Source organism: Phormidium tenue FACHB-1050 (assembly GCF_014696925.1).
Classification (GTDB): Bacteria; Cyanobacteriota; Cyanobacteriia; order Pseudanabaenales; family Pseudanabaenaceae; genus Pseudanabaena.
Genome location: NZ_JACJQY010000004.1, coordinates 108,807 through 134,173 on the forward strand (window position 1 = coordinate 108,807; position 25,367 = coordinate 134,173).

General features: G+C 42.0%; 21 protein-coding genes. 7 read left to right on the forward strand and 14 right to left on the reverse strand.

The genetic code is table 11. The features are described from left to right. Positions 1 to 79: 79 nt before the first annotated feature. Positions 80 to 1,156, reverse strand: a complete 1,077-nt coding sequence (locus H6G05_RS04095; protein ID WP_190576548.1) for a BLUF domain-containing protein — start codon at positions 1,154 to 1,156, stop codon at positions 80 to 82. A 261-nt stretch (positions 1,157 to 1,417) separates the two neighbouring features. On the opposite strand from H6G05_RS04095, the gene rpiA reads away from it, so the two are divergent. Beyond that, positions 1,418 to 2,131, forward strand: a complete 714-nt coding sequence (rpiA, locus tag H6G05_RS04100; protein WP_176453198.1) for a ribose-5-phosphate isomerase RpiA — start codon at positions 1,418 to 1,420, stop codon at positions 2,129 to 2,131. A gap of 82 nt (positions 2,132 to 2,213) precedes the next feature. On the opposite strand, the gene cbiT is transcribed toward rpiA, so the two are convergent. The 4 genes from cbiT to H6G05_RS04120 form a co-directional block, all read right to left on the reverse strand. Further along, positions 2,214 to 2,813, reverse strand: coding sequence for a precorrin-6Y C5,15-methyltransferase subunit CbiT (gene cbiT, locus H6G05_RS04105; protein WP_190576550.1), 600 nt, complete (start codon positions 2,811 to 2,813; stop codon positions 2,214 to 2,216). A gap of 247 nt (positions 2,814 to 3,060) precedes the next feature. After that, positions 3,061 to 3,555, reverse strand: a complete 495-nt coding sequence (locus tag H6G05_RS04110) for an AAC(3)-I family aminoglycoside N-acetyltransferase (protein ID WP_190576553.1) — start codon at positions 3,553 to 3,555, stop codon at positions 3,061 to 3,063. A 120-nt stretch (positions 3,556 to 3,675) separates the two neighbouring features. Continuing rightward, positions 3,676 to 4,842, reverse strand: a complete 1,167-nt coding sequence (locus tag H6G05_RS04115; protein ID WP_190576555.1) for a homocysteine biosynthesis protein — start codon at positions 4,840 to 4,842, stop codon at positions 3,676 to 3,678. 191 nt (positions 4,843 to 5,033) lie between these two features. Next, on the reverse strand, positions 5,034 to 5,510 hold the full coding sequence (locus H6G05_RS04120; RefSeq protein ID WP_190576557.1) for a T3SS (YopN, CesT) and YbjN peptide-binding chaperone 1: 477 nt from the start codon (positions 5,508 to 5,510) through the stop codon (positions 5,034 to 5,036). A 340-nt stretch (positions 5,511 to 5,850) separates the two neighbouring features. On the opposite strand from H6G05_RS04120, the gene metK reads away from it, so the two are divergent. The 3 genes from metK to H6G05_RS04135 all read left to right on the forward strand — a co-directional run bounded on the left by metK (position 5,851) and on the right by H6G05_RS04135 (position 10,348). Next, entirely contained in the window at positions 5,851 to 7,089 is a 1,239-nt protein-coding gene (gene metK / locus H6G05_RS04125; protein WP_190576559.1) for a methionine adenosyltransferase, read from the forward strand. A gap of 84 nt (positions 7,090 to 7,173) precedes the next feature. Beyond that, entirely contained in the window at positions 7,174 to 8,226 is a 1,053-nt protein-coding gene (locus H6G05_RS04130) for an NADP(H)-dependent aldo-keto reductase (RefSeq protein WP_190576560.1), read from the forward strand. Positions 8,227 to 8,542: 316 nt separating this feature from the next. Beyond that, a complete protein-coding gene (locus H6G05_RS04135) occupies positions 8,543 to 10,348 on the forward strand; it encodes a phosphodiester glycosidase family protein (protein ID WP_242025235.1) in 1,806 nt (601 codons plus the stop codon). Positions 10,349 to 10,535: 187 nt separating this feature from the next. On the opposite strand, the gene H6G05_RS04140 is transcribed toward H6G05_RS04135, so the two are convergent. The 6 genes from H6G05_RS04140 to aroH all read right to left on the reverse strand — a co-directional run bounded on the left by H6G05_RS04140 (position 10,536) and on the right by aroH (position 20,160). Continuing rightward, positions 10,536 to 12,383 carry an ATP-dependent nuclease gene (locus tag H6G05_RS04140; protein WP_190576564.1) on the reverse strand — a complete coding sequence of 616 codons (1,848 nt, stop codon included), beginning with the start codon at positions 12,381 to 12,383 and terminating at the stop codon, positions 10,536 to 10,538. A 478-nt stretch (positions 12,384 to 12,861) separates the two neighbouring features. Continuing rightward, on the reverse strand, positions 12,862 to 15,501 hold the full coding sequence (locus H6G05_RS04145; RefSeq protein ID WP_190576566.1) for a M1 family metallopeptidase: 2,640 nt from the start codon (positions 15,499 to 15,501) through the stop codon (positions 12,862 to 12,864). 73 nt (positions 15,502 to 15,574) lie between these two features. Then, positions 15,575 to 16,549, reverse strand: coding sequence for a DNA cytosine methyltransferase (locus H6G05_RS04150; protein ID WP_199310318.1), 975 nt, complete (start codon positions 16,547 to 16,549; stop codon positions 15,575 to 15,577). After that, a complete protein-coding gene (locus H6G05_RS04155; protein WP_190576568.1) occupies positions 16,546 to 17,601 on the reverse strand; it encodes a HindVP family restriction endonuclease in 1,056 nt (351 codons plus the stop codon). The genes H6G05_RS04150 and H6G05_RS04155 overlap by 4 nt, the downstream gene beginning before the upstream one ends. 65 nt (positions 17,602 to 17,666) lie before the next feature. Continuing rightward, positions 17,667 to 19,706: a tetratricopeptide repeat protein gene (locus H6G05_RS04160; protein ID WP_190576570.1), complete on the reverse strand. Its 2,040-nt coding sequence runs from the start codon at positions 19,704 to 19,706 to the stop codon at positions 17,667 to 17,669. Positions 19,707 to 19,779: 73 nt separating this feature from the next. Continuing rightward, positions 19,780 to 20,160 carry a chorismate mutase gene (aroH, locus tag H6G05_RS04165; RefSeq protein ID WP_142657185.1) on the reverse strand — a complete coding sequence of 127 codons (381 nt, stop codon included), beginning with the start codon at positions 20,158 to 20,160 and terminating at the stop codon, positions 19,780 to 19,782. 128 nt (positions 20,161 to 20,288) lie between these two features. Between aroH and H6G05_RS04170 the strand changes: the two genes are divergently transcribed. Next, entirely contained in the window at positions 20,289 to 20,828 is a 540-nt protein-coding gene (locus tag H6G05_RS04170; RefSeq protein WP_190576572.1) for a hypothetical protein, read from the forward strand. Here the strand turns inward: H6G05_RS04170 and H6G05_RS04175 are convergent. Together H6G05_RS04175 and H6G05_RS04180 are read right to left on the reverse strand one after the other, a co-directional pair. After that, positions 20,825 to 21,469 (reverse strand): GAF domain-containing protein, encoded by a 645-nt coding sequence (locus tag H6G05_RS04175; RefSeq protein ID WP_190576574.1) that lies wholly within the window; start codon positions 21,467 to 21,469, stop codon positions 20,825 to 20,827. The two genes, H6G05_RS04170 and H6G05_RS04175, sit on opposite strands and share 4 nt — an antisense overlap. Positions 21,470 to 21,677: 208 nt before the next feature. Beyond that, positions 21,678 to 22,472, reverse strand: coding sequence for a TrmH family RNA methyltransferase (locus H6G05_RS04180; protein WP_190576576.1), 795 nt, complete (start codon positions 22,470 to 22,472; stop codon positions 21,678 to 21,680). Positions 22,473 to 22,968: 496 nt separating this feature from the next. On the opposite strand from H6G05_RS04180, the gene H6G05_RS04185 reads away from it, so the two are divergent. Both H6G05_RS04185 and H6G05_RS04190 read left to right on the forward strand, forming a co-directional pair. Continuing rightward, a complete protein-coding gene (locus H6G05_RS04185) occupies positions 22,969 to 23,367 on the forward strand; it encodes a DUF4189 domain-containing protein (RefSeq protein ID WP_190576578.1) in 399 nt (132 codons plus the stop codon). Between the two features lie 85 nt (positions 23,368 to 23,452). Continuing rightward, positions 23,453 to 24,277 carry a prepilin peptidase gene (locus H6G05_RS04190; RefSeq protein ID WP_190576580.1) on the forward strand — a complete coding sequence of 275 codons (825 nt, stop codon included), beginning with the start codon at positions 23,453 to 23,455 and terminating at the stop codon, positions 24,275 to 24,277. A 115-nt stretch (positions 24,278 to 24,392) separates the two neighbouring features. Here the strand turns inward: H6G05_RS04190 and H6G05_RS04195 are convergent, their stop codons facing one another. After that, positions 24,393 to 25,304 carry a phosphatidate cytidylyltransferase gene (locus H6G05_RS04195; RefSeq protein ID WP_190576582.1) on the reverse strand — a complete coding sequence of 304 codons (912 nt, stop codon included), beginning with the start codon at positions 25,302 to 25,304 and terminating at the stop codon, positions 24,393 to 24,395. Positions 25,305 to 25,367 lie beyond the last annotated feature (63 nt).

Genomic DNA, 25,367 nt, shown 5'->3' on the forward strand with positions numbered 1-25,367 from the left:
ATATATTTTTTGAAAGCGTTGTCAAGCAACGCTTTCAAAAAATGTAAATGCAGGTGGCGCTTCGCGCCACCTGCATTTACTACACTAACTCTGGGGTTTGACTGCCAATTAGTTCAAGATGTTGCTTAATTTCTTGTTTTAGCTTCTGAAAGTCTGACTTTTGGAAAGTTAACACATCATCAATCGAATACACCTCGACGATCGCCTCTTTTCCTTTTGCTTTAAAATCCCCTAGCCTTACCGCTCGCCAGCGATCGCTTAGTCCCTCCCGTACAGATGCCGAAAACACCAAAAATCGATTTAGCTGTCTAGTCAGAGCTTCAATCCTTGAAGCAACATTCACCGCATCACCAATGACTGTATATTCTTTTTTAGTTTGAGAACCAATATTTCCTTCCAAAACTGTTCCTTTCGAGAGCCCGATGCCAATATAGAGAACTCGTAAAGGACTATGAGCGGGTGCTTGATTGCGTAAAATTTCTAGTTCGGCAAGAATATCTAAACTTGCTTGCATTGCTTCATCGGCGCGATCGCCATCAAAATACGCCATTACACAATCGCCAATAAATTTCGTAACTTCGCCACCTCTAGCTGCGATCGCTTTAGTACAGATTGTAAAAAATTGATTGAGTAAATCCACAACTTCAGTTACTTCTAGCTTTTCGGTAATGCTGGTAAAGCTAATGATATCGGCAAAAAAAATGATTTTTTCGGCGTAACGGGGTGTAAGGGTGAGTGGATTAATTCCTTTCTCTATTGCTTGCAAAACTCCTGATTGCGTATAACTCGCTAAAATTGTTTGTGATTCGCCCAAGGTTTGCAGCAAAATCTTGATGGGCTGTAGCAAAATATCGTTGTTTTCATCTAAAGCAATTACTTCCATCGACCAATCTGGAAAGCGTCGCTGTGAGACATTTTGCTCTGATTTGAGACAAAGAATCTGATTATGACGATCATCTTCTAAGATTCTTGTGTAAAGGCTATCAATTCTATCTTCTTCACCTTCTAAGATTTGAAAAAATATGCCACTGCAAGATAGCAATACTCCCGTAATACCATCCCTAGAGTTATTTGTTTGGGAAACACTGCCAATACTTTCAATTTCTTTTGTAGTTAGCGATCGCGCGAACTTACTAATATAGGTCAGCCTTTTCATAAAATTGCGATATTTTAAATAACAAAAGAATTCAATCTCTGTGAAATTAGATAAAAAGTTAATCTTTAAGCCCGCCCACTTTACTTGTAACTTAAATAATGACAGCAGTGTAATCAGCCATACAGCGTAACTGTTTTTGGATCAGCACGCCATATAAATGTATCATACAGTACATTTTGTTTAAGCGGATTCTCAGTTGCTGCTCACAGGTTGCGATAGGATTAAAATTACTGCTTTTAAGTTTATAAATAAGTATTTCCCATGAGTATTTCTGCTGAAGATATTAAAAAGTTAAAACAAGAAGTTGGCATTGCGGCGGCGCAGCGCGTCAAGTCGGGCATGGTAGTTGGTTTAGGTACTGGTTCGACAACTGCTTTTGCGATCGAGGAGTTAGGTCGGCGCATTTCGACAGGTGAGTTAACCGATATTGTCGGTATCCCCACTTCTTTCCAAGCTTCAGTCTTGGGCAAAAAATATGGTATTCCCATCCGCAGTCTTGATGATGTCGATCGCGTGGATGTAGCGATCGATGGTGCGGATGAAGTTGACCCCAATAAAACTTTAATTAAGGGTGGCGGCGCTGCTCATACCCGTGAGAAAGTTGTCGATTCACTCGCGGCTTTATTCATTGTCGTAGTCGATGAATCTAAACTAGTCGATAAGCTTGGCTCCACTTTCGCCGTACCGATCGAAGTTTTGCCGATGGCAGTTGCTCCAGTAACTAGGGCTGTCGAAAAATTGGGTGGTAAGCCTGACCTGCGGATGGGTGTCAAAAAAGATGGTCCCGTCATTACCGATCAAGGCAACATGGTTTTAGATGTCACCTTTGATGCGATCGCGGATGCTGCCGAACTGGAGAAGACCTTGAACAACATCCCTGGTGTAGTCGAGAATGGTCTATTTGTTGGCGTTACCGATCTCATTTTAGTTGGTGAATTTAAGGACGGAAAACCTCAAATTCGCGAAATTTCCTAACCCCTCCCTAACCCTCCCCTTGCAAAGGGGAGGGAACGCAATTTCTAGTTTTCCCCCTTTGCAAGGGGGAATTAGAGGGGGATTACAGTTTTTCGCCGCTAATAATAAACATAGGGCTAACAGCTGCAAAAACTTGACGATTGCCGCGAGTTTCTAAACGGTTCACTGAGGACTGCACTACTTCTACATTTCGCGCTTGGAGTTTGGCAAAACTTTCAGAAATAGCATACAAACCTTCCAGACTATTAGTAGTAGCGATCGCCCTGCCATCAATTTGCAAACGCTCCCAACAATATTCCAGAATTTCCGATACCGATCGCCCACCTTCAATACAAATGCGATCGGGATTAGTCGTCAGACTAGTAAGACATTCTGGCGCACTACCAATTTTAATTTCGACATTATTCACCGCAAATTTCTGGCAATTCTTAGCAATCAATCCCGCCACATCTTCATCACGCTCGATCGCCACAATTTTGCCCTGAGGACATAGCAAGCCTGTCTCAATGGGGATTGTCCCTGTACCTGCGCCAATATCCCATAGTACTGAGTCAGCCTTAAGCCGCAATTGTCCAACAATTAACAGCCTTGTTTCACATTTGCTCATTGGTATTCCTGGTAAGCGATCGAATAATTCGTCAGGAATGCCAGGAGTGACATAGGACCAGATAGGTTCAGACATGAGCTTCGCGCACAGGATGATTAAACATGATCAATATAGCGTTTTTCTAACCTAAAAATGAAGATGGTTTGGTACTCCCTTCCTCCCCCAGAAATTAGTGGTACTTCACGAAGCGCCAATAATTCTGGGGATTTGATATCTATAGCAATAAGATGAGTGGCGGCGCTTCGCGCCGCCACTCATCTTTTGGGTTGCAAAACTTACATTGCTATATTTTTAGACTGGGCAAGGATTATCAACAGGTAGATTAAACTTTTTGATTAGGGCGATCGCTATTATCGTTAACGGCAATGTCAAAATGAAGCACATCTTCACGCACGCCAAGCTTTGTATAAAGTGCGATCGCAGGGTCATCGCCTAAGTCAGCCTGTACAAAAATAACGTAGGCTGCTCTCGCTACAGCAACCTTCTTTAATTCCTGAATTAATGCAGTGGCTATTCCTTCCCGTCGATGCGCTGCTGCAACAGCCAGATCGTAAATATAAATTTCACTACGCTCTTGCTCAAACTTCTGGAGTTCGTAAGCAGTAAGCCCTCCAACTACTGCTCCATTTTTTAATGCGGCAAGTGCAATGAAATAATCACTGCTTAGCAAGCGCTTGAGATAAACATCACTCGGACGAGATGAGCTATAGGTATCAACTTCGTCAAAAGCTTCCCCAAAGACAGTCAATAATTCTTCCATTAATGCTAGGTCTTTTACGGAAAGCTGATGAATATTGATTGGTTCAGAAGATGACATTTTTTACTCCCTATGCTGTCGTCATAGTGATCGAGTTAACAATCTATCCTCTAGAAGTGATCGCTAATATTATGAGTCGTGATTGATCGGACAATCGTCCCATCAATCACGACTCATAACCTAAAACCCACGCACATCTTGCGGTAAAAACGCGCGATCGCTTGGCAACATCGCAACAGGTTCAGTCAGTGTAAATTCTCCCTTTATAATCCAATCTTTGAGGGTTTTAGCAGCTTCTTCTGATAAATGTAGACTTGCTAGAGGGGCGGTGCGAACTGTGGAACCAGCGATCGTGATTTTGCCAGACTTGAGTTGAGCATAGGAAACAGAACCAAAAATCGGGCGTACTCGGCGCGGAATTGAGAAGTCAATCACAGGTGCAACTAGTTCTTCATCTAGTACAGCGGCTCTTGCAACAACTTCTTCGTTAATTACAGGTAATGGTACAGCTACACCCATCATCAAAGATGCACCATAATTACGAAAATAGCAGCCACGCACCCATTCAGAAGTCATTTGCTTAGCATCACCAATCAGAGCAAGTGTCGCCGCAGGTCCAATCGGTGTGCGATTTTCCAAACGCTTTTGTAATGGAAAATGTTGTGTTCCTTCCCAAGCCACATAGCCAATCCCTCCACCCATAAAAATGCGTGTACCAATCCCAATTAATTGCAAATCGGGATCATTCCATAATGGTGAGATTGCCCCAGGGTTGGAGTAAACAGCATTACCTAAACGGGGTTGCAGGGGACCGAGATAAGTATAGAGAGTTTCTTCCCCACCATTGACACCGACAATAAAATTTTGATAGAGATTACGGGGATTAAATAGATAGAATTGGTTAATGGATTCTTTGGTAATCGTTGTTTCAAAATTGGCGCGAGGATAGCAATCATTAGGATGCCCGATCGCCTTAAAGCTCACCATCTTCCCTGCGATCAAATCCGCAATTACATGCCCACCACCACGATATTGGGGTGCTTCATCGGTAGGATCAGCTTCTTGGGTTGCACCTAAATAAATATCAACAGCCCCAAATCCTGCATAGGCTGGTACACCATCAATCCAACAAGTGCGAATTTTGATCGGTGGATCGGTATGCCCTAAATTCAGAATTGCCCCCGATGATTCCATCGGCTCAAATGTGCCTGTCACAATCACATCAACTTGTTTGGCAGCTTGGGTGACACCGATATCAGCGACAAGGGCTTTAAGTTCGGTAGCCGTGAGGACTTTAGCCTTACCAGCTTTGATTTTGGCATTAATATCAGCGATCGTTTGAGGCATAGGACTTTGCTAAATGGCAGTTACATCAAGTTAGAAAATGGCGTAGCCATTTCTTAACTTGAAAACCCTCACTGGGTTTGTTTTTTAATTCACGAAAGTGTGACAACACTTTCGTGAATTGATATTACCTAGAATATAGCGGTTTGCGCTCTCATAGAAAACAAAGGGGACGCTAAGCATCCCCTCTGTTTTTATAATGACCAACCATTACTGGATAATGTACCTGCATGAATGCGATCTAAGGCTCGTTTACCACCCCAGCGATCGACAATTTTGTCATCATATTCGTCAGCAATTTCCATCACGGCTCTCACTGAAGACTCTAACTCTTTCATGTCACAAGTCGAGCCAACAATTGAGTGCTCAAAAAGAATTTCACTATCAGGCGATATCCCAAAGGCTCCAAAAATCATTTTGGCATTTTCTTCGAGTAAATATCGCATTAAGTCTGGCTTTAATTCGGCTCCAACTACTACATAAGAGCGTGTATTAATAATTGCATCATCTTCGTCCCAAGGAAAAATTAGCACTTCTACTAATGCTGAACCCATAAATACGCCTAATCCTGGGATATCTTGGCGAGCGCAAGGACATTTGCCAAATATCTCTTGCATCCACGTTACTACTTTTTCATAACAGGCTTCTTGAGCAGTAGTTTGAAATTTCAAGTTATTAGCCTCCATGAGTTGAAAACACTTTGTGATAGTGGCAGAATAAAAGCTAAAACCCAAAAAGCTGTGGCGCTCGCTGCGCGAGCGCCACAGCTTTTTGGGTTTTATATTTAATTAGATTAATCAGACTATACCTATACACAGCCACATTTTCAAATGAAAACTCAAAAAGGGTTAGTCCTAAAAAGGAAAGAATTTATTATGTTAAGGATGGGCGGCGCAAAGCGCTACCCATCCTTACCTATTTAGCACTAACACGCCTTGTACTATGATGGATAAATCTTAAGAGATACAAAAATTTTGCCTTATCACTTCTTACGTTTAGGAGGAAACATAGTTGGCTAGTCGCTTCTTATTTACATCTGAATCAGTTACGGAAGGTCACCCTGATAAAATTTGTGATCAAATTTCCGATACGATTCTCGATACCTTATTGGCTCAAGATCCGCGATCGCGTGTCGCAGCCGAAGTTGTAGTTAACACGGGTCTAGTCTTGATCACAGGGGAAATCACAACTAAAGCGCATGTCAACTACGTCGATATTGCTCGTAAAAAAATTGCGGAAATTGGTTATACCGACGCGGATAATGGCTTTTCCGCAAATAGCTGTGCAGTAATGGTCGCGCTTGATGAGCAGTCTCCAGACATTGCACAAGGCGTGAATGTAGCACTTGAAGCCCGCACTGGTGCAGAAGAAGATGCAGCCCTCGAAGCAGTTGGTGCTGGTGACCAAGGGATTATGTTTGGGTTTGCTTGCGACGAAACGCCTGAGTTTATGCCCATGCCGATCGCGATCGCTCACCGCTTAGCGCGTCAGTTATCAGTGGTTCGTAAAAATGGCACTTTGGCTTATTTACGTCCCGATGGTAAAACTCAAGTCACCGTGGTTTATGAAGGTGACAAGCCTGTGGCGATCGATACGATCCTGATCTCGACTCAACATGATGCGGCGATCGATGGCATTAGCGATGAAGCCAAAGTCCAAGAACGGATCAAAGCTGATCTCTGGACACATGTAGTTTTGCCTAGTTTTGCTGATACATCGATCAAACCTAATAACCAAACCCGCTACCTAGTTAACCCCACAGGTAAATTTGTAATTGGTGGACCACAAGGTGACTCGGGGCTGACGGGACGCAAAATTATCGTTGATACCTATGGCGGCTATGCACGTCATGGTGGCGGTGCGTTCTCAGGCAAAGATCCCACAAAAGTCGATCGCAGTGCCGCTTATGCAGCTCGTCATGCTGCTAAAAATATTGTGGCAGCTGGGCTTGCCAGTAAGTGCGAGTTACAAATCAGCTATGCGATCGGTGTGGCGCGTCCTACCAGTATGCACATCGAAACATTCGGCACTGGCAAGGTTGATGAGGAAACTCTACTACGCTTAGTCAAGGACAATTTTGATTTGCGCCCTGCGGCAATTATCAAGAATTTTGATTTGCAAAATTTGCCAAGCGATCGCAAGGGGCGTTTCTATCAAGATGTGGCAGCCTATGGTCACATGGGACGCAATGATCTAGACCTGCCTTGGGAACGTCTGGATAAAGTAGAAATCCTGAAAAAGAACGCTTAATTTTATAAAGAAGAAAGGCTCGTTAACGAGCCTTTCTTCTTTAAGCGATGGTATTGTTATGTTTGTGGTATACATGCACTCAACATGGAATATAGAAGACTAGGTACAAGTGAACTCTTGGTGTCCGAAATTTGTCTAGGAACAATGACCTATGGACAACAAAACACGATCGCCGAAGCCCATGAACAACTAGACTATGCGATCTCCCAAGGGATCAATTTCATTGATACTGCCGAGATGTATCCAGTACCGCCGAACGCCGAAACCCAAGGTCTAACCGAGAAATATATTGGCGAATGGCTATCACAACCACACATTAAGCAACAGCGCGATAAATTAATTATTGCTACCAAAATTATTGGTTCGGGACGTAATTACAAATGGCTGCGAGATGATGCGATCGCAGCACTCAGTCGAAAAAATATTTTGCAAGCCGTTGATGATAGCCTCAAGCGCTTACAAACAGACTACATCGATCTCTATCAAATTCACTGGCCTGATCGTAATGTACCAATGTTTGGACAGGTGGGCTTTGATCCTCAGCAAGAGCGAGAGATGGTCAGTATTGTAGAGCAACTAGAAACCTTTGCTGAATTAATTCAGGCGGGTAAAATTCGCTGCTTAGGGGTCAGTAATGAAACTGCATGGGGCATCTGTGAATTTAGTCATGCAGCGAAAAGATTCGGTTTACCAAGAATTGTATCGATTCAAAATGCCTATAGTTTGCTTAACCGCACTTTTGATAGCCACCTTGCGGAAGCCTGTTATCGAGAGGAGGTAAGTTTGCTAGCCTATAGTCCACTTGCCTTTGGACATTTGTCTGGTAAGTATGTTCAAGGTACAGCAGAAAATACACGTATATCTCTATTCCCGACCTTTGGACAGCGCTATCAAAAAGTTAATGTCAATGAAGCCACAGAAAAGTATGTGGCGATCGCTCAAAAATATAATCTGTCATCGACGCAATTAGCTTTAGCTTTTGTGAGAAGCCGTTGGTTTGTGGGAAGTACAATTATTGGTGCGACGAAGATGACCCAGCTTAAGGAAAATATTGACAGTGCTAATATTCAATTAGATGCGGAGATTTTGGTGGAAATTGACGACGTTCACTCTCGCTACTTTAATCCCGTATCTTAGGTTATCTCTGAATAATGTTTAGACACTTTACGTACTTGTGCAAAATAAATTACCAAACCTATAAAGTTGCGCTCTTGCGGAGCGCAACTTTATAGGTTTTGCTTTGTCATTAATTATGTCTAGCTACAGAAATTCTCATTATGAAACCGATTTTGTTGTTTTCAGCGCCGAAGGTGCTGAAAACAACAAAATCGGTTTTTTGAAAGCCCGCCGTTGACGGGCTTTCAAAAAACCGATTTTTATAATGAGAATTGCTGGTATAGCTATTTATGTCTAAACATTATTCAAACTATAGTTCCTGTTTAGCCTCATGAAAATGACATACCGTAAAACCCTAATTTCCTTTCTTGCTGCCGTTAGCTGTCAAATCCTGATAGCTGACAGCGCACCTTCAGCAACCATACCTGATAGTGGAAATGTAATTCAATTAAATGGACAGCCTTGGTCAGGACGTTGGATTAAAAGAGTGGAGCAAGGGCAACAAAGCTTCTATGTGCAGGAAGATTGGCTAACAGGTGGCTTAGGTGTACAGATGCTGGATTCGGACAAAGCCGATCGCCAAAGATTGCGATGGTTTTCGAGTCCTACATTTTCGCGAGTTGCCTTTGATAGTACAGGACGATTTCGCTATCTCGATCTTGCACCCTTCGCTGAGCAATGGCGAACAGAAATAGCAGGAAATGCCCTGAATATTTACACCCCTAATGTGACCATGCAAGCTGTGCGGCGCAGTAAACAGCCTTGGGGAGATCGCCTTGTGATCGATCTAAATCGGCGGACTCCTTGGCGCGTTAATCAGCAGGGCAATGTGATTACGGTAATTGTATCGGCTGAGGTAGCTGCGGATTTACCCATTGGCCCAAATGCGATCGCAGGTAATTTAGTCAAGTCGGTTAATGTGCAGCCACAGGGCAAATTAACCCAGATTCAGATTCAAACGAATGCGCCGATTAATCCTGCGATCGAGATGCTCAGTAGTCCAACCCCTAAGATTGTGATCGATTTACGCCGTGATTATGTACCACCAAGTTTAACTGTGCAATGGGCGGAGGGATTGCGAAGAATTGAACGAGTGGTGGAAATTCCCAATAGACCAAAGACTGATAAAGATCCGAAAACAATTAAGTTTGCGGTGACGGCTCTAGAAGTTGACTTGAAATCTCCACAATTAAAATTACGCGCTATCTGGAGTAATCCCGATGGCTCCCCTAACGGAATCTTAGGTTTGATGCCTCTGCCGCAAATGGTGCAACAGGCGCAAGCGGTAGGGGCGATTAATGGCGGATTTTTTAATCGGATTCGGAAGTTACCCGTTGGCGCAATTCGTGAAGGAAATCGTTGGCTAGCAGGAACAGCACTAGTTAGAGGGGCGATCGCTTGGAATGAGAAGGGTGAAACGCTAATTGATCGGCTAAATTTCAAAGAAGAAATCAGTACCGCCAGTCAAATCACGATTGCACTGACTAATCTCAATAGTGGCTATGTCCAAAGAGGCATAGCTCGCTATACTCCTAATTGGGGCAGTGTATATTCACCACTTACCGAAAATGAACTTTTAATTGTAGTTCGTGGCGATCGCGTCGTGGCTCAATATCAAGGCGGTGCAGTGGGCGTGGGGCAAATCACCATTCCTAACGACGGCTATGTTTTAGTGGCTAGACAAACTCCTGAAGCGGCTAAACAATTACCTATTGGCATGACTGTCCGTGGTCGTCAGGCTTTCATTCCTGATAAGTTTGCGAATTTCCCTAACTTAATTGGCGCAGGTCCACTACTACTTAAAAATGGAACTCTTTCCTTAGATGGAAAATTAGAACAATTTCAGGCAGGATTTGATACTCAAGCGGCTAATCGTAGTGCGATCGCTACTACGAAAGAGAAAGGCAAACTAATCCTTGCTACTGTTCAAGCTGCACCTGAAGGCGTTGCTCCTAATCTCTTGCAAACTGCGGAAGTTCTCAAAAAGATGGGAGCAGTTGATGCGCTTAATCTTGATGGTGGTAGTTCTTCGAGCTTGTTTTTAGGTGGTGAAATTCTCAATCGTCCTATAACAGAAATTGCTCCTGTACATAATGCGATCGCTATTTTCATTACTCCACCACCCGCTAAACCACAGTTCTAGCAAAAATTCATCCCATCTCAAACTGCGATAGCAACTCAAAATGTCGATGACTTCATAGGCTGTCAAATTACGAAAACACTGAAGACAGCTATGCCAAAATTTTGGGCATCTGTTCTGAAGATGGATTTTTCTATATCCATTTCTCATTTAATCCCACAGCCACCAAAACCCATCTAGAGATTACTTGTCAAGCGTTGATAGGATAGAGTATTTTATCTAAAATTTCAGATATTTCTATTAAAGATTCAGGATGATTTGTAATCAGCCATTCTGTGAGTTTTAGAGAATCTCTAGTTTTTAAAAATGTTACCCTACTGTTCGATAGCTTCGGAAATATATCTTTTAGGACATTTGCCCCATCAATTAAGCTGACATCTGCGATTCCTTTTGGAAAGTGAGCTTTTTTACTTTCCAATAGAATTACCTCAACATCTGAAGACTCAACTACTTTCTCTTGGTTTGTGTCTAAATCATTCAGGACGCTTGCTATAGCTTCTGGGTGTAGTAAATAATTTTCATACATCCGTCGAGATAAAAACTCAACTGGGTTTAAGCTTCGCTTTCGCAAATCCTTCATTTGCTGTTCTGTTCGTTCTTCTTTGTCAAACAAAAAACCTACGGCTGGAGGAAATAAATTTTGGCTTCCACTTAATTTATCGTAAATATCAAAAATAATGTGTGCCCGTTTTCCCTCAAGATCACCTGTATTCTTGACTGCAAGGATCTGAACCCCTCTAAGAGGTTTCTTGAGAATATTGGTAATGATTAATGGGTAACATTTTTCTTCTGTCGGTCCTTCGACCCAAAGTATTTTATCCATGCCGAATACATCAGAAAGGCTAACTCCAACCTCATCCAAAAGAGTTCTTAATTCCCCTGCCTTTTCCGAATTCATTGTAGAAACCAATGTTTCGCAACTTTCTGCATATCTGAGCATTGTGATAGTTGCAGGTTCAGCAGCAGCGATTATCGTGGGTGAATGTGTAGAAATAATATATTGATGTTCTGGAAATCTACTATTTTTACCTAGCTCCTTGAAAATTTCTATAAGCTTTTTTGCTGCTCCAGGATGCAAGAAAGATTGAGGCTCATCGATAATGATGACTCTCGGAAATTTGGCAGTAAGTATGACGAACAAAATGGATAAGACTTGACCAACTCCTGTACCACAAGCAGACAGAGAGAAAGATAGATCATCTCTAAAGGTGGAAGGGGAAATATGCCAAACTTTAATTTCAATTTGAGCGCCCTGCAAAATAGAAATTCGTTTGATTTGAGGAAATATTATTGAGACGTATTCATTAAAAAGCTCGAATAGTTCTGGATTTTTGCCTTGCAATATGCCAAGCGCCTCTGGCAGATTAGATGTATTAGGTAAAAGTTCATGGTTATAAGTTCTTCCGCAGCTTCCAACATTAAGTCTCTCAGCAAGAAAACGATAAATTCGTTGCTGAGAAATACCAAGAAAAGTAGTAAATGAATTTCCCGCTAATACTTGATTTGCAGTTCCTTCATTGACTAAATCCCCAGTTGCATCACGCTGGGTTTGTATGTGTTGACATGCATCATTATAATTTAACGGAATATTTGCCTCGTACAAACCAAAGGCTGATTTTTTGTCAAATATCTCCCAAAAGATAGCTGAATCACCAAATGTAGACGCACTCAACATTGCATCTTCTGGCTTATCCAACCATATTTGAAATAGTTGCAACGCCTCATTTGAACTTATCGCTGATGGAGTAGGTATTAAATACGGAAGTGGGATTTGCGCTAGTATGCTCTGACGTTCATTCTTTGTAAAGCTCAGGGAAAAATTTGTCTGAGATTGCGCTTTTGGAAGAGAAAATGGAGTAGGTAAGATACTAATACTTCTATGAGGGACGTTTTGGAAATTCAGTGCCAAAGCTTCGAGTAGAGCAGTCTTACCTGCGCTATTTTGACCTGTAATAATGTTTATTCCTGATCGAAACTCTATCCATCCAGAATCACGAAAAGATTTGTAGTTTAATACCTGAACTTTTGAAATCAGCATACAAGCATTTATCTAACGAATAATAACCAAGGACTAACTAATTACCAAGGACTAAGGGGCTTGCGAGAAAATAAGTTACTAATCCAGACCTCCCAAAATCAGTTGGGCGGCGTAGCTCCACTGATTTTGGTTTTATATTTGGGACTTTATTAAATCGCAAATCCCTAATCTTCTAGCCCTCTCAAGTTCAATATTCTGGACTCGCGATCAATTTGGATGTAAATACGTGTAAGCGCAATGGCTTGCCTGCTTTTTTTCTTTATCCTCTCATTTTACTTGTTTTGCGATCGCAAATTAGATTACTACTATAAAAACAACTCTAACTTGGGCTGTCACTGATTCTAGAGACATTTATTGAGGTAGGTTGCCGTAGGTAGCGATCTCGATATTGTTTCAGCATTGCCTCCATTACAGTAACTTGTTGATGAGAGCGAAAAATTCTATAAAAGAAAAAGCACCCAAAGGGTGCTTCTTCTTCTCACGGTTTGGCTTTTGCCTCGATCGCCTCCAAACGACTCTTGAGATCTTGATTGTCCTTACGCAGTTGATCCAGTTCTTCGCGCAATTGTTTTAGTCCTGCATCCTTACCGATCGCCCTCTGCACTCGTTGAATTGCTTCATCAGCAACACGACGCACTCGACCATCGGGGGTAGAATCAGACAGCGATCGCAATACGCCGATTGCTGCTGCACTATCCACTTGACCAAGAGCGCCGACAACTGCCATCTGTGTTAAGAAGAAGGTTTCTTGAGCAATTACTTTTAAGCGATTGAGAATCTGCTCAGTCTTCGGTTTTGATTGGGATTTACCCATTGCACCTAAAGCTCGGATTGAGGCTAAACGCAATGGTTGTGGGACATCAGGCTCCGTATATTTGAGAACCGTTTCCAGAGCCTCGTCGGAATCTTTGAGCTTAGCTAAACCTGCGATCGCGCCCGATCTCACCACTTCATTCCAGCCAGCCCTCTCTTTGAGAACTGTTTGTAAGAGCTTCACTACTTTAGAAGGTTCTCGCTCTGAACTTAAAGCTGCTGCCAAGTCACCCGTTAACCTTGCGGCGGTTGCTTCTACGTTGTAGCTAGGATCGCCTTTTTTGATGAAGGGTTTGATCAGATCTAAACTCTTCTGTACCTTGTTTTGGGCTAAACCATTAATTACCGCCATTCTTACCTTCGCATCTGGATCTTCCAATCCCTTAGCCAAAGCTTCAAAAGCTTGATCGAGTTTAATCGCCGCAAGATTTTCAGAAATCTCCACGCGCACACCCCAGAATTTCTCATCGATAAGGGCTTGTCCGAGCGCTTTTACCGCTTCCAAGCCACCCTTTTTCGCCAAGGCTTCGGCACATTGAATTCTGGCGATCGGATCGGGATCGGACTGCAAGCCAGCTTTTAGTTCAGCAATACCATATTCCAGACTGACTTGCTTGAGATAGTTATTACCACGATCAAAACTGATGTATTTAGGCTTCTGTTTCAATGGGAAGTAAAAAGCTTGATCTTTCTCAAATACGCGCACTGTGAAAGTTTGATTCGAGGCTACTTCTTCAAAGCCAAAGCCAATGGGAATCTTCAAATCAAATAATTCATCTTGAGTTTGCGTAACTGTGACCTTCGCCAAGTTATTATCCCCATCCCAACTGTAGCCAATTTTATATTCGGGATGTCCACCACGAAATACATATTGATCGAAAAGGAACATACAGTTTTTGCCAGTTGCTTCCTCGATCGCTCGCAGCAGATCAATCGTCTCTACGGTCTTATGGGCATTAGTCTGCACAAAGTGATGGATTGCTTTCCAGAACAAATCATCGCCTAACTCGGTGCGAAGCATGTGATACACACAGCCGCCCTTCTCATAGATATGGCGATCGTATAGTTCGATCGCTTCCCGATACACATGAGTTACCATCGGACGACGATAGCGCTCTTTATCTTCAGAAATATAGCGACGCGCTTCACCTAGTAAGTAATAAGCTGCTTCTTCGGCTCCATATTCATGATCTGTCCATAGCACTTCGGCGTAGGTCGCTGCGCCTTCTTTAACCCATGCATGAGACCAATGCTTAATCACTAATAGATCGCCAAACCATTGGTGGGCAAGCTCATGAGCTACTAAGCTTTCACTAGAGCGATTATCGATCGCTGCTCTCTGATCCAATACGCAGCGATCGGTTAGTAGCGTAGTGGAAGTATTTTCCATGCCACCAAAAATGAAGTCAGCAACACAGACCTGTGCATATTTAGGGAACGCATAGTCATAGCCATACTTCTCACTAAAAAATTCGATCATCTGGGGCGTTTTGCCCATCGTCAGGATCGCTTCCTCGGCAGTGCGAGACTTATCAACATAGTAAGTGACTGGCTTACCATTCCATTCATCTTTTACTTCGATAAAATCACCGATCGCTAAAGTCATCAAATAGCTAGGATGAACTTCCTTTTGTGACCAGTGATAAATCTTCTCTTTTTTGAGATCCTTAACTTCGATCAACTCTCCATTAGAAATTACCATTAATTCCTTAGGAACTTTAATCCGAATCTCGGAAGTCGCCAGTTGCCCAGGGTAATCAAAACAAGGGAACCAATAGCGCGAGTCTTCATCTTCGCCCTGTGTCCAAACTTGCGTGGGTTTATCGGGCTGATGCTCTGTCGGTTGGACAAAATAAATCCCGCGTTGAGGTTGCTCAGCAGCGTAGGCGATCGCAATTTCGATTGGTACACCTGCCTTCGTCGGCTGATTCAGATAAATCCTCAGAAATTCGCCATCATAATCAAATTTGCATTTAGTCTTGTCTGGATCGGGCTTTGCTTCTATTTGATCGGTAATTGCGACATGATCAATCCGCAAACTAACTGCATCCAAAGTTAAATCAGTGATGCCATCGCGCACAGGTCGCAGACGAATCTTGCAAGTACCTGCGATCGCTTGTTGTGGAATATCAAGCACCAAATCTAGGGCTATATGCTCGACCTGTCCTGGGCGATCGGGGTTGTAATGTGGCTTTGCTCCTGGTAGGTGAAAAGACTTATGTTTTTTCGATTTGTCACTATCGCCATCCCAAAATCCTAATTCTGAGGCTAATTCTAAATAGCTATCCCAAGATTTGCGGGTCATAAAACTCGATCTCTAATACGTACCTTGATTTCACCATAGTATAGCAATCTCAAAAGAGTTGGGAAAATATAGCTTAATGGTAGATGGCTATATTGCTAAAATTGTCTGCATTAGTCTTAATACAATCATTTAAGTCATATAAATCAATTTCTTCTTTGAAATATTTTAAAATGTTAGAGCCTACAAAATAAGCTAAATTCACAGGTACAGAATTACCGATCATTTGTTCTAGATTTGTTTTAGTTCCAAAAAACTTAAATGACTCTGGGAATGTTTGAATATAGCTTCTTTCTATAGTTGTTAAAGGTCTAACTGTAGCGATATCAATATCCTGAGGATCGCCACTATGCAATTTATAATTTGCAGGGATTGGACGATTAACGCCTCTGATGGTTGGACTTGGCTCATCAATTGAGAAAATCCCTCTACGTGCATAACTTCTAGGATGTCGATAATAATATTGTAGATTTAATCGATCTCCAAGATAGTCTCTAACTGTCATCGGTTTATTAGCCAAATTAATCTTAAATAAATCTACTAAAGTATTTTGTTTTCTGCCAAGTTCACCAATCATGAAAAAACGTGATCTTGCCTGTGGCACATGACAGAGAGAAGCATCTAAAATAACACTTGACAAACCATAACCGCATCTTATGAAATGCTCCGATACTTGCTGAAGAATCGGGCTTTTAGTAATTCTCTGCACATTTTCCATCACAAACCATTTTGGCTTAATCTCACAGATAATATTTGCAAAATTGTAAGTTAGATTAGCACGATCTCCATTTAAATCACGTTTTCCAGCACTTGAAAAGTCTTGACATGGAGATCCCCCAATGATCATTTCTGGTGCAAATTTACGAATTATTCTAATTGAGGTATTTTCATCAGATAAATCTTGTTGAATAGCTGGATGATTAAAGTTTTCTCGATAAATATCTAGCGCAATATCCCAGTTATCAATAGCTGCTAAAATCTCAATTCCTGCTTGCTGAAAACCAAGAGATAAACCACCACAACCACTAAATAAATCAACAGCAGTAATCATGAGAATAGCTCTGGTGAATTGAAAATAATTGCGTCAAATCTACGTTCTGGACTTAGCAGATTTTGTCCACCGCCCAAAATAATATTTTTGATTTCGTCTTTTGTAATTCTGGGAGATGTCAAATTTGTGCATGACATATATGGGTTTGTTACATTCCCTGCGGAAGCAAAAGCTTTATCATTTTTAGTGTTGTAAGAAAGTTTATCAATGATGTCTTTATAGTCACATCTGCCATGTGTACAGATATCCAGAAGCATTTTATATAGCCAAATACTTGTTCTAGTTTGGCGTGTTATTTGAGTTGCTGCATTATCATTTTTAGATATTTGTGAGATAAACCAAGCAAAGGCAGCATCACTCCAAACAAAAACATCAAGACAACTCTCTGCTAGTTTTGGTGATTTCCCAACAGTCTTCCAAATTGGATGTAAAAGAAATGGAGATTGATTTTTCTCAATATCAATACTAATATCAGAAATACAGTTAATAATTTTTGTAATACTGTTAATTACTTCTCTTGCATCTGACCAATTCTCAATAAGTACAGCAGTACTTTCAATATGTTGCCTAACTATCTCAATATTTGTGCTGACTATACTTGCTGCTAAATATACTATCGTGTCAGGTCTGACCACAATTTCAGAACCAAATTTATCATCACTCAAGTTACAAGTCGTGTTATCAGGTAATGCAGTTAATTTAACTTCTAAGCCTCGTAAACATTGCCCTGTAAGACTATCTTGAATAACTAAGTCAGTTCTAGGTAGAGTTCCAATAACATATTTTTGAAATGGGGTATGTTGGGCTTCAAAAGCAAAATATGTGTTTGTTTGATTGGGCTTAATCCCGAAAACACTTGTAATATCGATGAAATTTATCCCAAACTTTTGATTGGCGAAGGATATGTAATTAGCAGCAAAACCTCGATGATCGAGATAACAAGATAAAGCGGCTGGAAAACTTGAATTAAATTGATTTTTGCCCCAAGCATCTGCTTTAGTAAAATCTCGATTTGAATTGTTCAAGCCAAATAAACTTGCTTGCGATGCCATTAACCTATCCTTATGTCACTAACTGATGAAATTAATTCAGACTTAAACAGAAGCTACTAAACTTACTACTCAAATTGTGGCATTTCGAGAGCAACTGGTGCAAACTCTAGTTGAACTGCGGCTTGTCGAACTTTGGCAGCGAAGGCGAGCGGATCGAGGTCGAATTGCTCGAATAGTTCCCGTCCTCGTAAACAGCGTAATTCAGGACTTTCAGCAGCACCACTGACTACCCACAATACAAAATCCTTGTTGCTACGGGCATTTTCAATCTCGATCGCCGAAATTGCAAAGGACTCGCGATCGCTGGTAAAGCTTTTAATTACTACCGCTTCACTCAGATCATCTTTGGTACATTCAAGATCGTATCCAACTTGGGACTTATCTACTGATCGCACCATCCAGCCTTCGCGCATATACTGAGCCATCACCGAAATCATCGCCAGTTTTTCGGCAGTGCTAGGATCTTCGATGGAGAAAGGTATTGGTTTTTCGACAACTTTCTCGACAACACGATCTACAAATTTCTCAACTACGCGATCGACGACCTTCTCGACTTCAACAAATTTCTCAACTTCAACTATTTTTTCTACTTCAACAATCTTCTCGACCTCAACAATCTTTTCCACTTCCACAACCTTTTCCACAATCTTCTCAACTTCCACAATCTTTTCGATCGCTTCAGTCAAATCAGATATGGCAGTTTCTGCGTTAGAGATAGCGACTTCATTGGAGATTGGTTCCGTCGCCATAATAAGTCTGCTAGTCTCTTCATCATGATCGTCATTACTATCAGTACTCGTAGACATAGCTAGCGGCACTTCAGCAATAATTTCGGGCTGATTATCTACAACAGCATTGGTGTCAGGTTCAGCAGCACTGATCGCGTAGCTGCTTCTTGGTCTAGCCTTAGGCAAGGAATCAATTGCGAGGGTTTCCAGCAATTCTTTCGCTTTTTTTGCCTTTTCGGGCTTACCCTGAGTTTGATAAAGGACGATCGCTTTGCGAAAATCATCACCAGCAAGGGTTTCATCGGCAGTGTCAGGCTGAGAATAAGCTAAGCCACGATAGTAATAGGCATCAACATTGCTAGGCTGCAACTCGATCGCATGGCTAAAGTCCCGAATCGCTTCAGGAAATTCCTTAAGAATATAATGGGAGCGTCCTCGTCGGAATACTGCCAAATCTCGCTCAGGACTGATCTCAAGGGTTTTGCTATAGGCCGCGATCGCCTGTTCGTAGCTCTTAAGCTTGAAATAGGTATTGCCTAAAGAAAAATGAGCATCGGCATAATTTGGATCAATGGCGATCGCTGCCTGAAAATCTGCCATCGCTTGCTGAAACTGTCCCAGCAAGAAATTAATTTCGCCACGCTTATAGTAGGCAAGCCTCGCCTTATCGGGTCGCATGGAAATAGCCTTGCCATAATCTCCCACCGCTTTGGCATATTCCCTCAAATTCACATGGGCATCGCCTAGCCCCAAATATGCCTTGATAAAATTAGGATTGAGTTTCAGCGCTTGCCGAAATGACTCCAAAGCATCTTGAGGGAAACCTTGTTGAATATCCTCTAATCCCCAACGGTAATAAACATCAATCAGACTAATTCCCTTGCCAGCCCGAAAAGCCTTTTGGGTTTGACGTTCCCACTCGCGATCAAGCATTCGCACATACTCTTCACGAAATACACCTGCATCACTCTGTGGTTCGAGGGGCATTCCCTGAAAATGTGGCAACTGCTTTAAATAATCAGTCCTAAGCGGCTCATCAAAGCTCACACAGGCATCCCAAGCCACCCATACCCGAAAATTATTAGATTGTGAGTCAATGTCGTAAGCTTCGCTCAGTTCCCGATAACGAGCCGATCGCAGTTTGAGTTGATATTCACGATCCGCAGGAACTACAGTTCCCGAAGCAAAATAGCCCTGATTGGCACTACCGATTCGCTTAAAGTAAGCGCGATCGCCCGCCTTGAGCGTTTGAATGTTGCCGCAGTTCCAAGTAACGATATACTGCTCCCCCTCAGAGATATCGGCGATCGCTTCACGAATAAAATCGCGAATCTCTGGCTCAGTCTGTTCGTTACACAGAAAAATTCTTGTGACCATAGGGCTATTATCTTACGTTTGAACTGATTGTATCTAGAAAATAGAGGGAGTACTTAGCACTCCCTCTATTTTCTCAAATTTGAGCGTAAACAAGATCGGGACGCAAATCGCGTGCGCCATTTAAATAAATATGTTTAATTTGGTGCTGCTCAAGCGGTGTATTTACGTGAATTAATACTCTGATACAGCGCTCTAAACTACCCTTAACATACATTTGCTGCACATCTAAAAGCGGGACATTTTCCCATTGTGATCGCGATCGGGCGATTTTGGCAGGAAAGACCACATCAATGTCCGTTGTTGCCGAAAAAGTAGCACTTACTATTTCGCGCGGATCAATATCATTTTGTGCCTCGATTTCCTCCATAAGCTCTAGCACAGCCCTCTCTAGGGCTTCGTATGTATTTGCCTCAACTGTTGTTGCACCACGAACGCCACGTACACGCCAACCCACGTTTTACACCATCCGTACTGTATGTAAGTGTTTTTGATGTTTAATCATATTCATCATTTATCAGATTACCCCTAAAAAACAATGTTAAGTTAATTGAGATCGCCTAAAACATAAAATCCCTAGTGAATATGATCAATGTTTTTAAAGTGTCACCACTGATTCGGATTACTTTATTACTGTTATATACCGCGCTCACTGCTCCTTTGCCCTTTTTGAGCAACTTTACCCATGCGACGATTCCTGCCTCTTGGTTAAGTATTGGCTTAGTATTCGGGTTTGTGTTTTTGTACGGGGCGCTTAGCGATCGCGTTATTCTTGATGATCAAGGGATTAGTTTGGTTTACCCACGCTGGTTTCCGAGTTTATTGCGTAAGGGGTGGTCATTGCCTTGGCAAAATATCAAAGCTCTCAAACCAAGGATTACTGGTCAGGGTGGCCTTGTTTATTATTTTGTTAGCAAGGACTCAGAGCAGGCTTATTTACTACCAATGCGGGTAGTTGGCTTTACGCAATTAGTCAAACAGGTTGAAGAACATACAGGTATTGACACAAGAGATATTCGTCCTCTCGCTCAACCTTGGATGTATTTAATTTTGCTGATGTTTACTCTTTTATTACTCCTAATGGATAGCTGGACGATTTACATAGCCTTAACTCTTCCCCATTAGACTAAATCTAAAGGACGGTACTTAGCATGTAATTGAGCATTAACTACTATTGCCGCAATGATTTCCATGCAATACTGCATCATCATGCCGAGCTCTTCATTAAAATGGTTCGGCTGAGGATGCGTCAGCGTAATAATCCCGATCGCCTCAATGCCATAGATTAAAGGAATTGCCAAAGCCGAGCGAGCAACATAGGGCTGATCTGGCAACTGTACCCAACGGTCGTCAGTAACCGCATCATAGATGATGCCGATCTGTCGATGGCGAAAAGCCCAGCCTGCTAAACCCTCATCTAAGACTTTAGAAATCACAGAATCTTTGCGATCTCTTGTCACAGGGCTTCGAGCTAAGATACTCTCCTCAATCTGTCCATCTTCATTAATCAAAAAAATACTCCCTTCACCTGCATCAGTAAATTGGGTGAGAATTTCCAAAGTCTGTTTGAGCGTAGCTTTAAGGATGAGGCTACCACTTATGGACTGAGCATAGGAGATCGAACTTTTGAGTAAATTTGTTTGTAACTTGATTGCAGCTTGAGACGCTATTAGTAGCGAATGCTCTTCTAAACTGGACTGGAAAGGAACCACGTTTAGGCGATCAGGGATTGGAGAGTCTTGTGAGTTGATTTTTGTCAGGTTCATATTTCGATGTGCTGCTTCAAAAAAAAGTGTAATCCGATTTTTGGGTTTACAGAGCTTTTTACAGCAATTTATATAGCAACGTAAGTTTTGCTTCGGACATAAAACCAAAAAGATGAATGGCGGCGCGAAGCGCCGCCATTCATCTTTTTGGTTTTATGTCCTCATACACTTGGCGACAGCTATAAAATCACAAAATGGCTACGCCATTTTATGATTTGGGATAAGATCGTTGACGTTTTGCTTCATAGAGCAGTAGAGCCGCACAAATAGCCACATTTAAGGACTCAACGCGATCGCTTTGAGGAATTGATACCGCTTCATCGGCAAGTTCAATTAATTCTGGTGATAGCCCATTACCCTCATTACCTAGCAAAATCAAAGTCGGTTGCGTAAAGTCATATTCCCAATAGGTTTTAGGCGCATTAGCTAACGTAGCAATTACTTTTATCCCTTGAGACTGCAATTTGCGAATATCCGCAGCGATATTTGTAGATGTTTGCATCGCACAACGAAACCATTGCCCTGCGGTAGCCCGAATGATTTTGGGATTGGTCAAATCTACACTGTCACTACTTACCAACATGCCGTCCAGTCCTACGGCAACCGCCGATCGCACGATCGCCCCAATATTTCCGGGATCTTGAATAGTTTCTAGGGCTAAACCTAAGCTATGGATTTGGGCAATTTCGCGAGATGGCATTAGTGCTGCTGCGATCGCCCCGTCAGGATTTTTGGTAGAGGCGATCGCTTGAAGTACTTCTTCCGAGACAATTTCTAATCTTTCAATTTCCTCAGACCCTGCAATCTGTTCATACAAATCAGGATTGGCGGCGATCCATTTTTCGGTGCAACAAACTATTGAAAGCGGATAAGCTGTAGCGATCGCCTCTGTCAGTGCATGAGTTCCTTCTACTAAAAATAGTCCTTGTTCTTTGCGATCTTTAGCACTCTCACCAAGCGATCGTAGTTGCTTAACTAATGGATTTTTGGTACTAGTGAGCAATTGCTAATTCCTAGAGTAAATATTCTTTCATTGACATTTTAATATATGGCTAAGCAAGTTTTGCTTAGGACATAAAACCCAATAATCGAGTGGCGGTGCGAAGCGCCGCCACTCGATTATTGGGTTTTGGTTTGTACTAGCTAACTCTTTTGTTGCTATAGCCGTCACTATAAAGTTATTTTACGTAGAACAAGTATGGACGGTCATAATGTTGCAATGTCATCTTGAAATAGGATTTGGAGACCAAATCCCTACATTTTTATACAATTTATTATTTTTAAGCAGGATTTAATTCTCAATAAGAGATACTTTTGTGGCTTTATTGAGAATTAAATCCTGCTTAAAAGATAGTTAAAACTATTTCTAAACAAAGGTTTTACGAGTTTTAATTATCATCTTAAGTGTTACAAATATCTAAACGCAGTTAAGAAAAATATAACTTGCGGGGTACTATACAAATTATAGGGAGTCACCAATGGTTTAGGGAGGATTGTATATGTCTAAAAAATTCTGGAATTCTTTAGCGATCGCTGCGGCTGTTATAATTCCAACAATTTCTGTGGGAGCGCTAGAAGCTTTAGCTCAAAATAGCTATGGTGCGATCGCTCGCTCTCCTTCAACTCAAGACAAAGGCTATTCTTGGAATTATCGAACTCGTGCTGCTGCTGAAAATAGAGCCTTACAAGAATGTGAAAGTAGCTCTGAACCAGGAGATTGTGAGGTGATGGTGTGGGCTCGTAATGCTTGTATGTCAATCGCTGAGGGTAGCAATGGTGCAGCAGGAACAGCTTGGTCAACGAGCAGTAGACAAGCCGAAGCCACTGCACGCAGAGTTTGCCGCGATTATGATGGCGTAAATTGTAGAGTAACACGCACGATATGTTTGCCTAAATAAACCACAATAAATCAATAATAAAGAAAATGAGTCAAACATTGTTTGACTCATTTTCTTTATTATTGAACTACCTTTTTCAAATCCTTTGCTATTAATTGAATCTCTATTTTTACAATGTTTAGCGATCGTTCTCGGAGCCTGTATTGGTAGCTTCTTAAACGTGGTAATTTATCGCGTTCCAGCAGGTTTATCAATTTTACATCCGCCATCGCGTTGTCCCCATTGTCTGCGGCAACTTGCGCCCCACGATAATATTCCGATTATTGGCTGGTTTTTGATTAAAGGAAAATGTCGTTATTGTCATACACCTGTGTCATGGCGCTATCCTGCGATCGAAGCGTTAACTGCTTTTCTGTTTTGGTGTGTAGCCTCATCTTTCGGAACTTCGATACCAGTCATAATTTTGTGTTTTTATGCTGCCTTTCTCAGTTGGTTGCTAGCACTTGCCATGATTGACATTGATACGATGACATTGCCTAATTGCTTAACGCAATCAGGTTTGGTATTAGGTTTAATTTATCAAATTAGCCTAGCTTTGATTAAGACTGGCGATCGCCTCGCTTTTCCCACCCTGTTACTATTTGGGATCGGTGGAGCCGTCCTAGGTATATGGCTGTTAGACATTATGCGAATTGCGGGTAGAGTCTTCCTACAAAAAGAAGCAATGGGTGGTGGCGATCCGAAACTTGCGGCGATGATTGGTATGTGGTTAGGATGGCAAAATGTCTTGTTGACACTTTTGATTGCTTCAGCGATCGGCACTCTTGTGGGGATGATCGCCATATTTACTAAAGATTTAGGAAAACAACAGCCAATTCCCTTTGGTCCCTTTTTATCATTAGGCGGAGCGATTTCACTATTTTTCGGTAAGTCAATTCTCTCAACTTATCTAAGTTGGTTTGGGCTATAGCTAGCTAGGGATGAGTGGCGGCGCTATGCGCCGCCACTCATCCCTAGCTATAGCTTGGCGGCGCATAGCGTCGCCTTCTTTGGCTTGAGCGTAAACAATAAACAGCAAAAAATGCTCAAGAAGCTTTATGCACAAGAGGCAAAATCAAAGTCAGGAAGTAATACACCAAAGGCGCAGTAAACACATAACTATCAGCACGATCAAGAATGCCACCATGCCCCGGCATGATCTGCCCCGAATCTTTGACTCCAGCATCACGTTTCATCATCGATTCCGTCAGATCACCCAGCAACCCCGCGACCCCGATTAATAAGCCTAAAATTGCACCCGATAGCCACCATTCATACCATCCGAGACTAAAAGCCCAAATAATCGCCGTAATGCAGCAGCATAGTAATCCTGCGATCGCCCCTTCTACGGTTTTCTTAGGACTAATATCCGAAAGTCTAGTGCGCCCAAACACTTTGCCAAATATATAAGCTCCCACATCAGAAGCCCAAATACAGCAAAACGCCATCACTACATAAACTGCCCCAGAGGATACTGGAAAAGTGATTTTCAGCCACGAAAGCTGATCGAGATTGCGTAATTGATTAAAGAAATCAAACTGGTGCAGGCGATCGCTGACTTCAAAGATTGTGTTATCGCCGATCCCTCTAATCCTCACCCAAAAGCTAGGTAAGTATCCACCATAAAACAACCCCAATATCGATGCGGAAATATCAGAAATCGTGGCGATGCGTGACTGAAACAACAGATAAAAACAAATAAATGTTCCCGCGATCGGGATTACTGCATCAGCAAGATCAACTCTTACTTGTGAAACGATGAGCAATGCTAAACTAACAAATATAGTGATCTTGCTGGCTGGGACAATTTCCTTGGCTCTTACCAATGCAAAATATTCCATCTCACCAAAAACCACCAGCAATGCAAATGCGGCTGTGAATGCCCATCCACCTAGGGCAATCGCCGCTAGTACGAGGGGAATAACTAATAAAGCACTGATAATCCGAGTCCAAGGCATGAAAATAGCACAACTGAGAAAGTGGACAACGATGAAACCGATTTCAGGATTTTTAGAACCTTT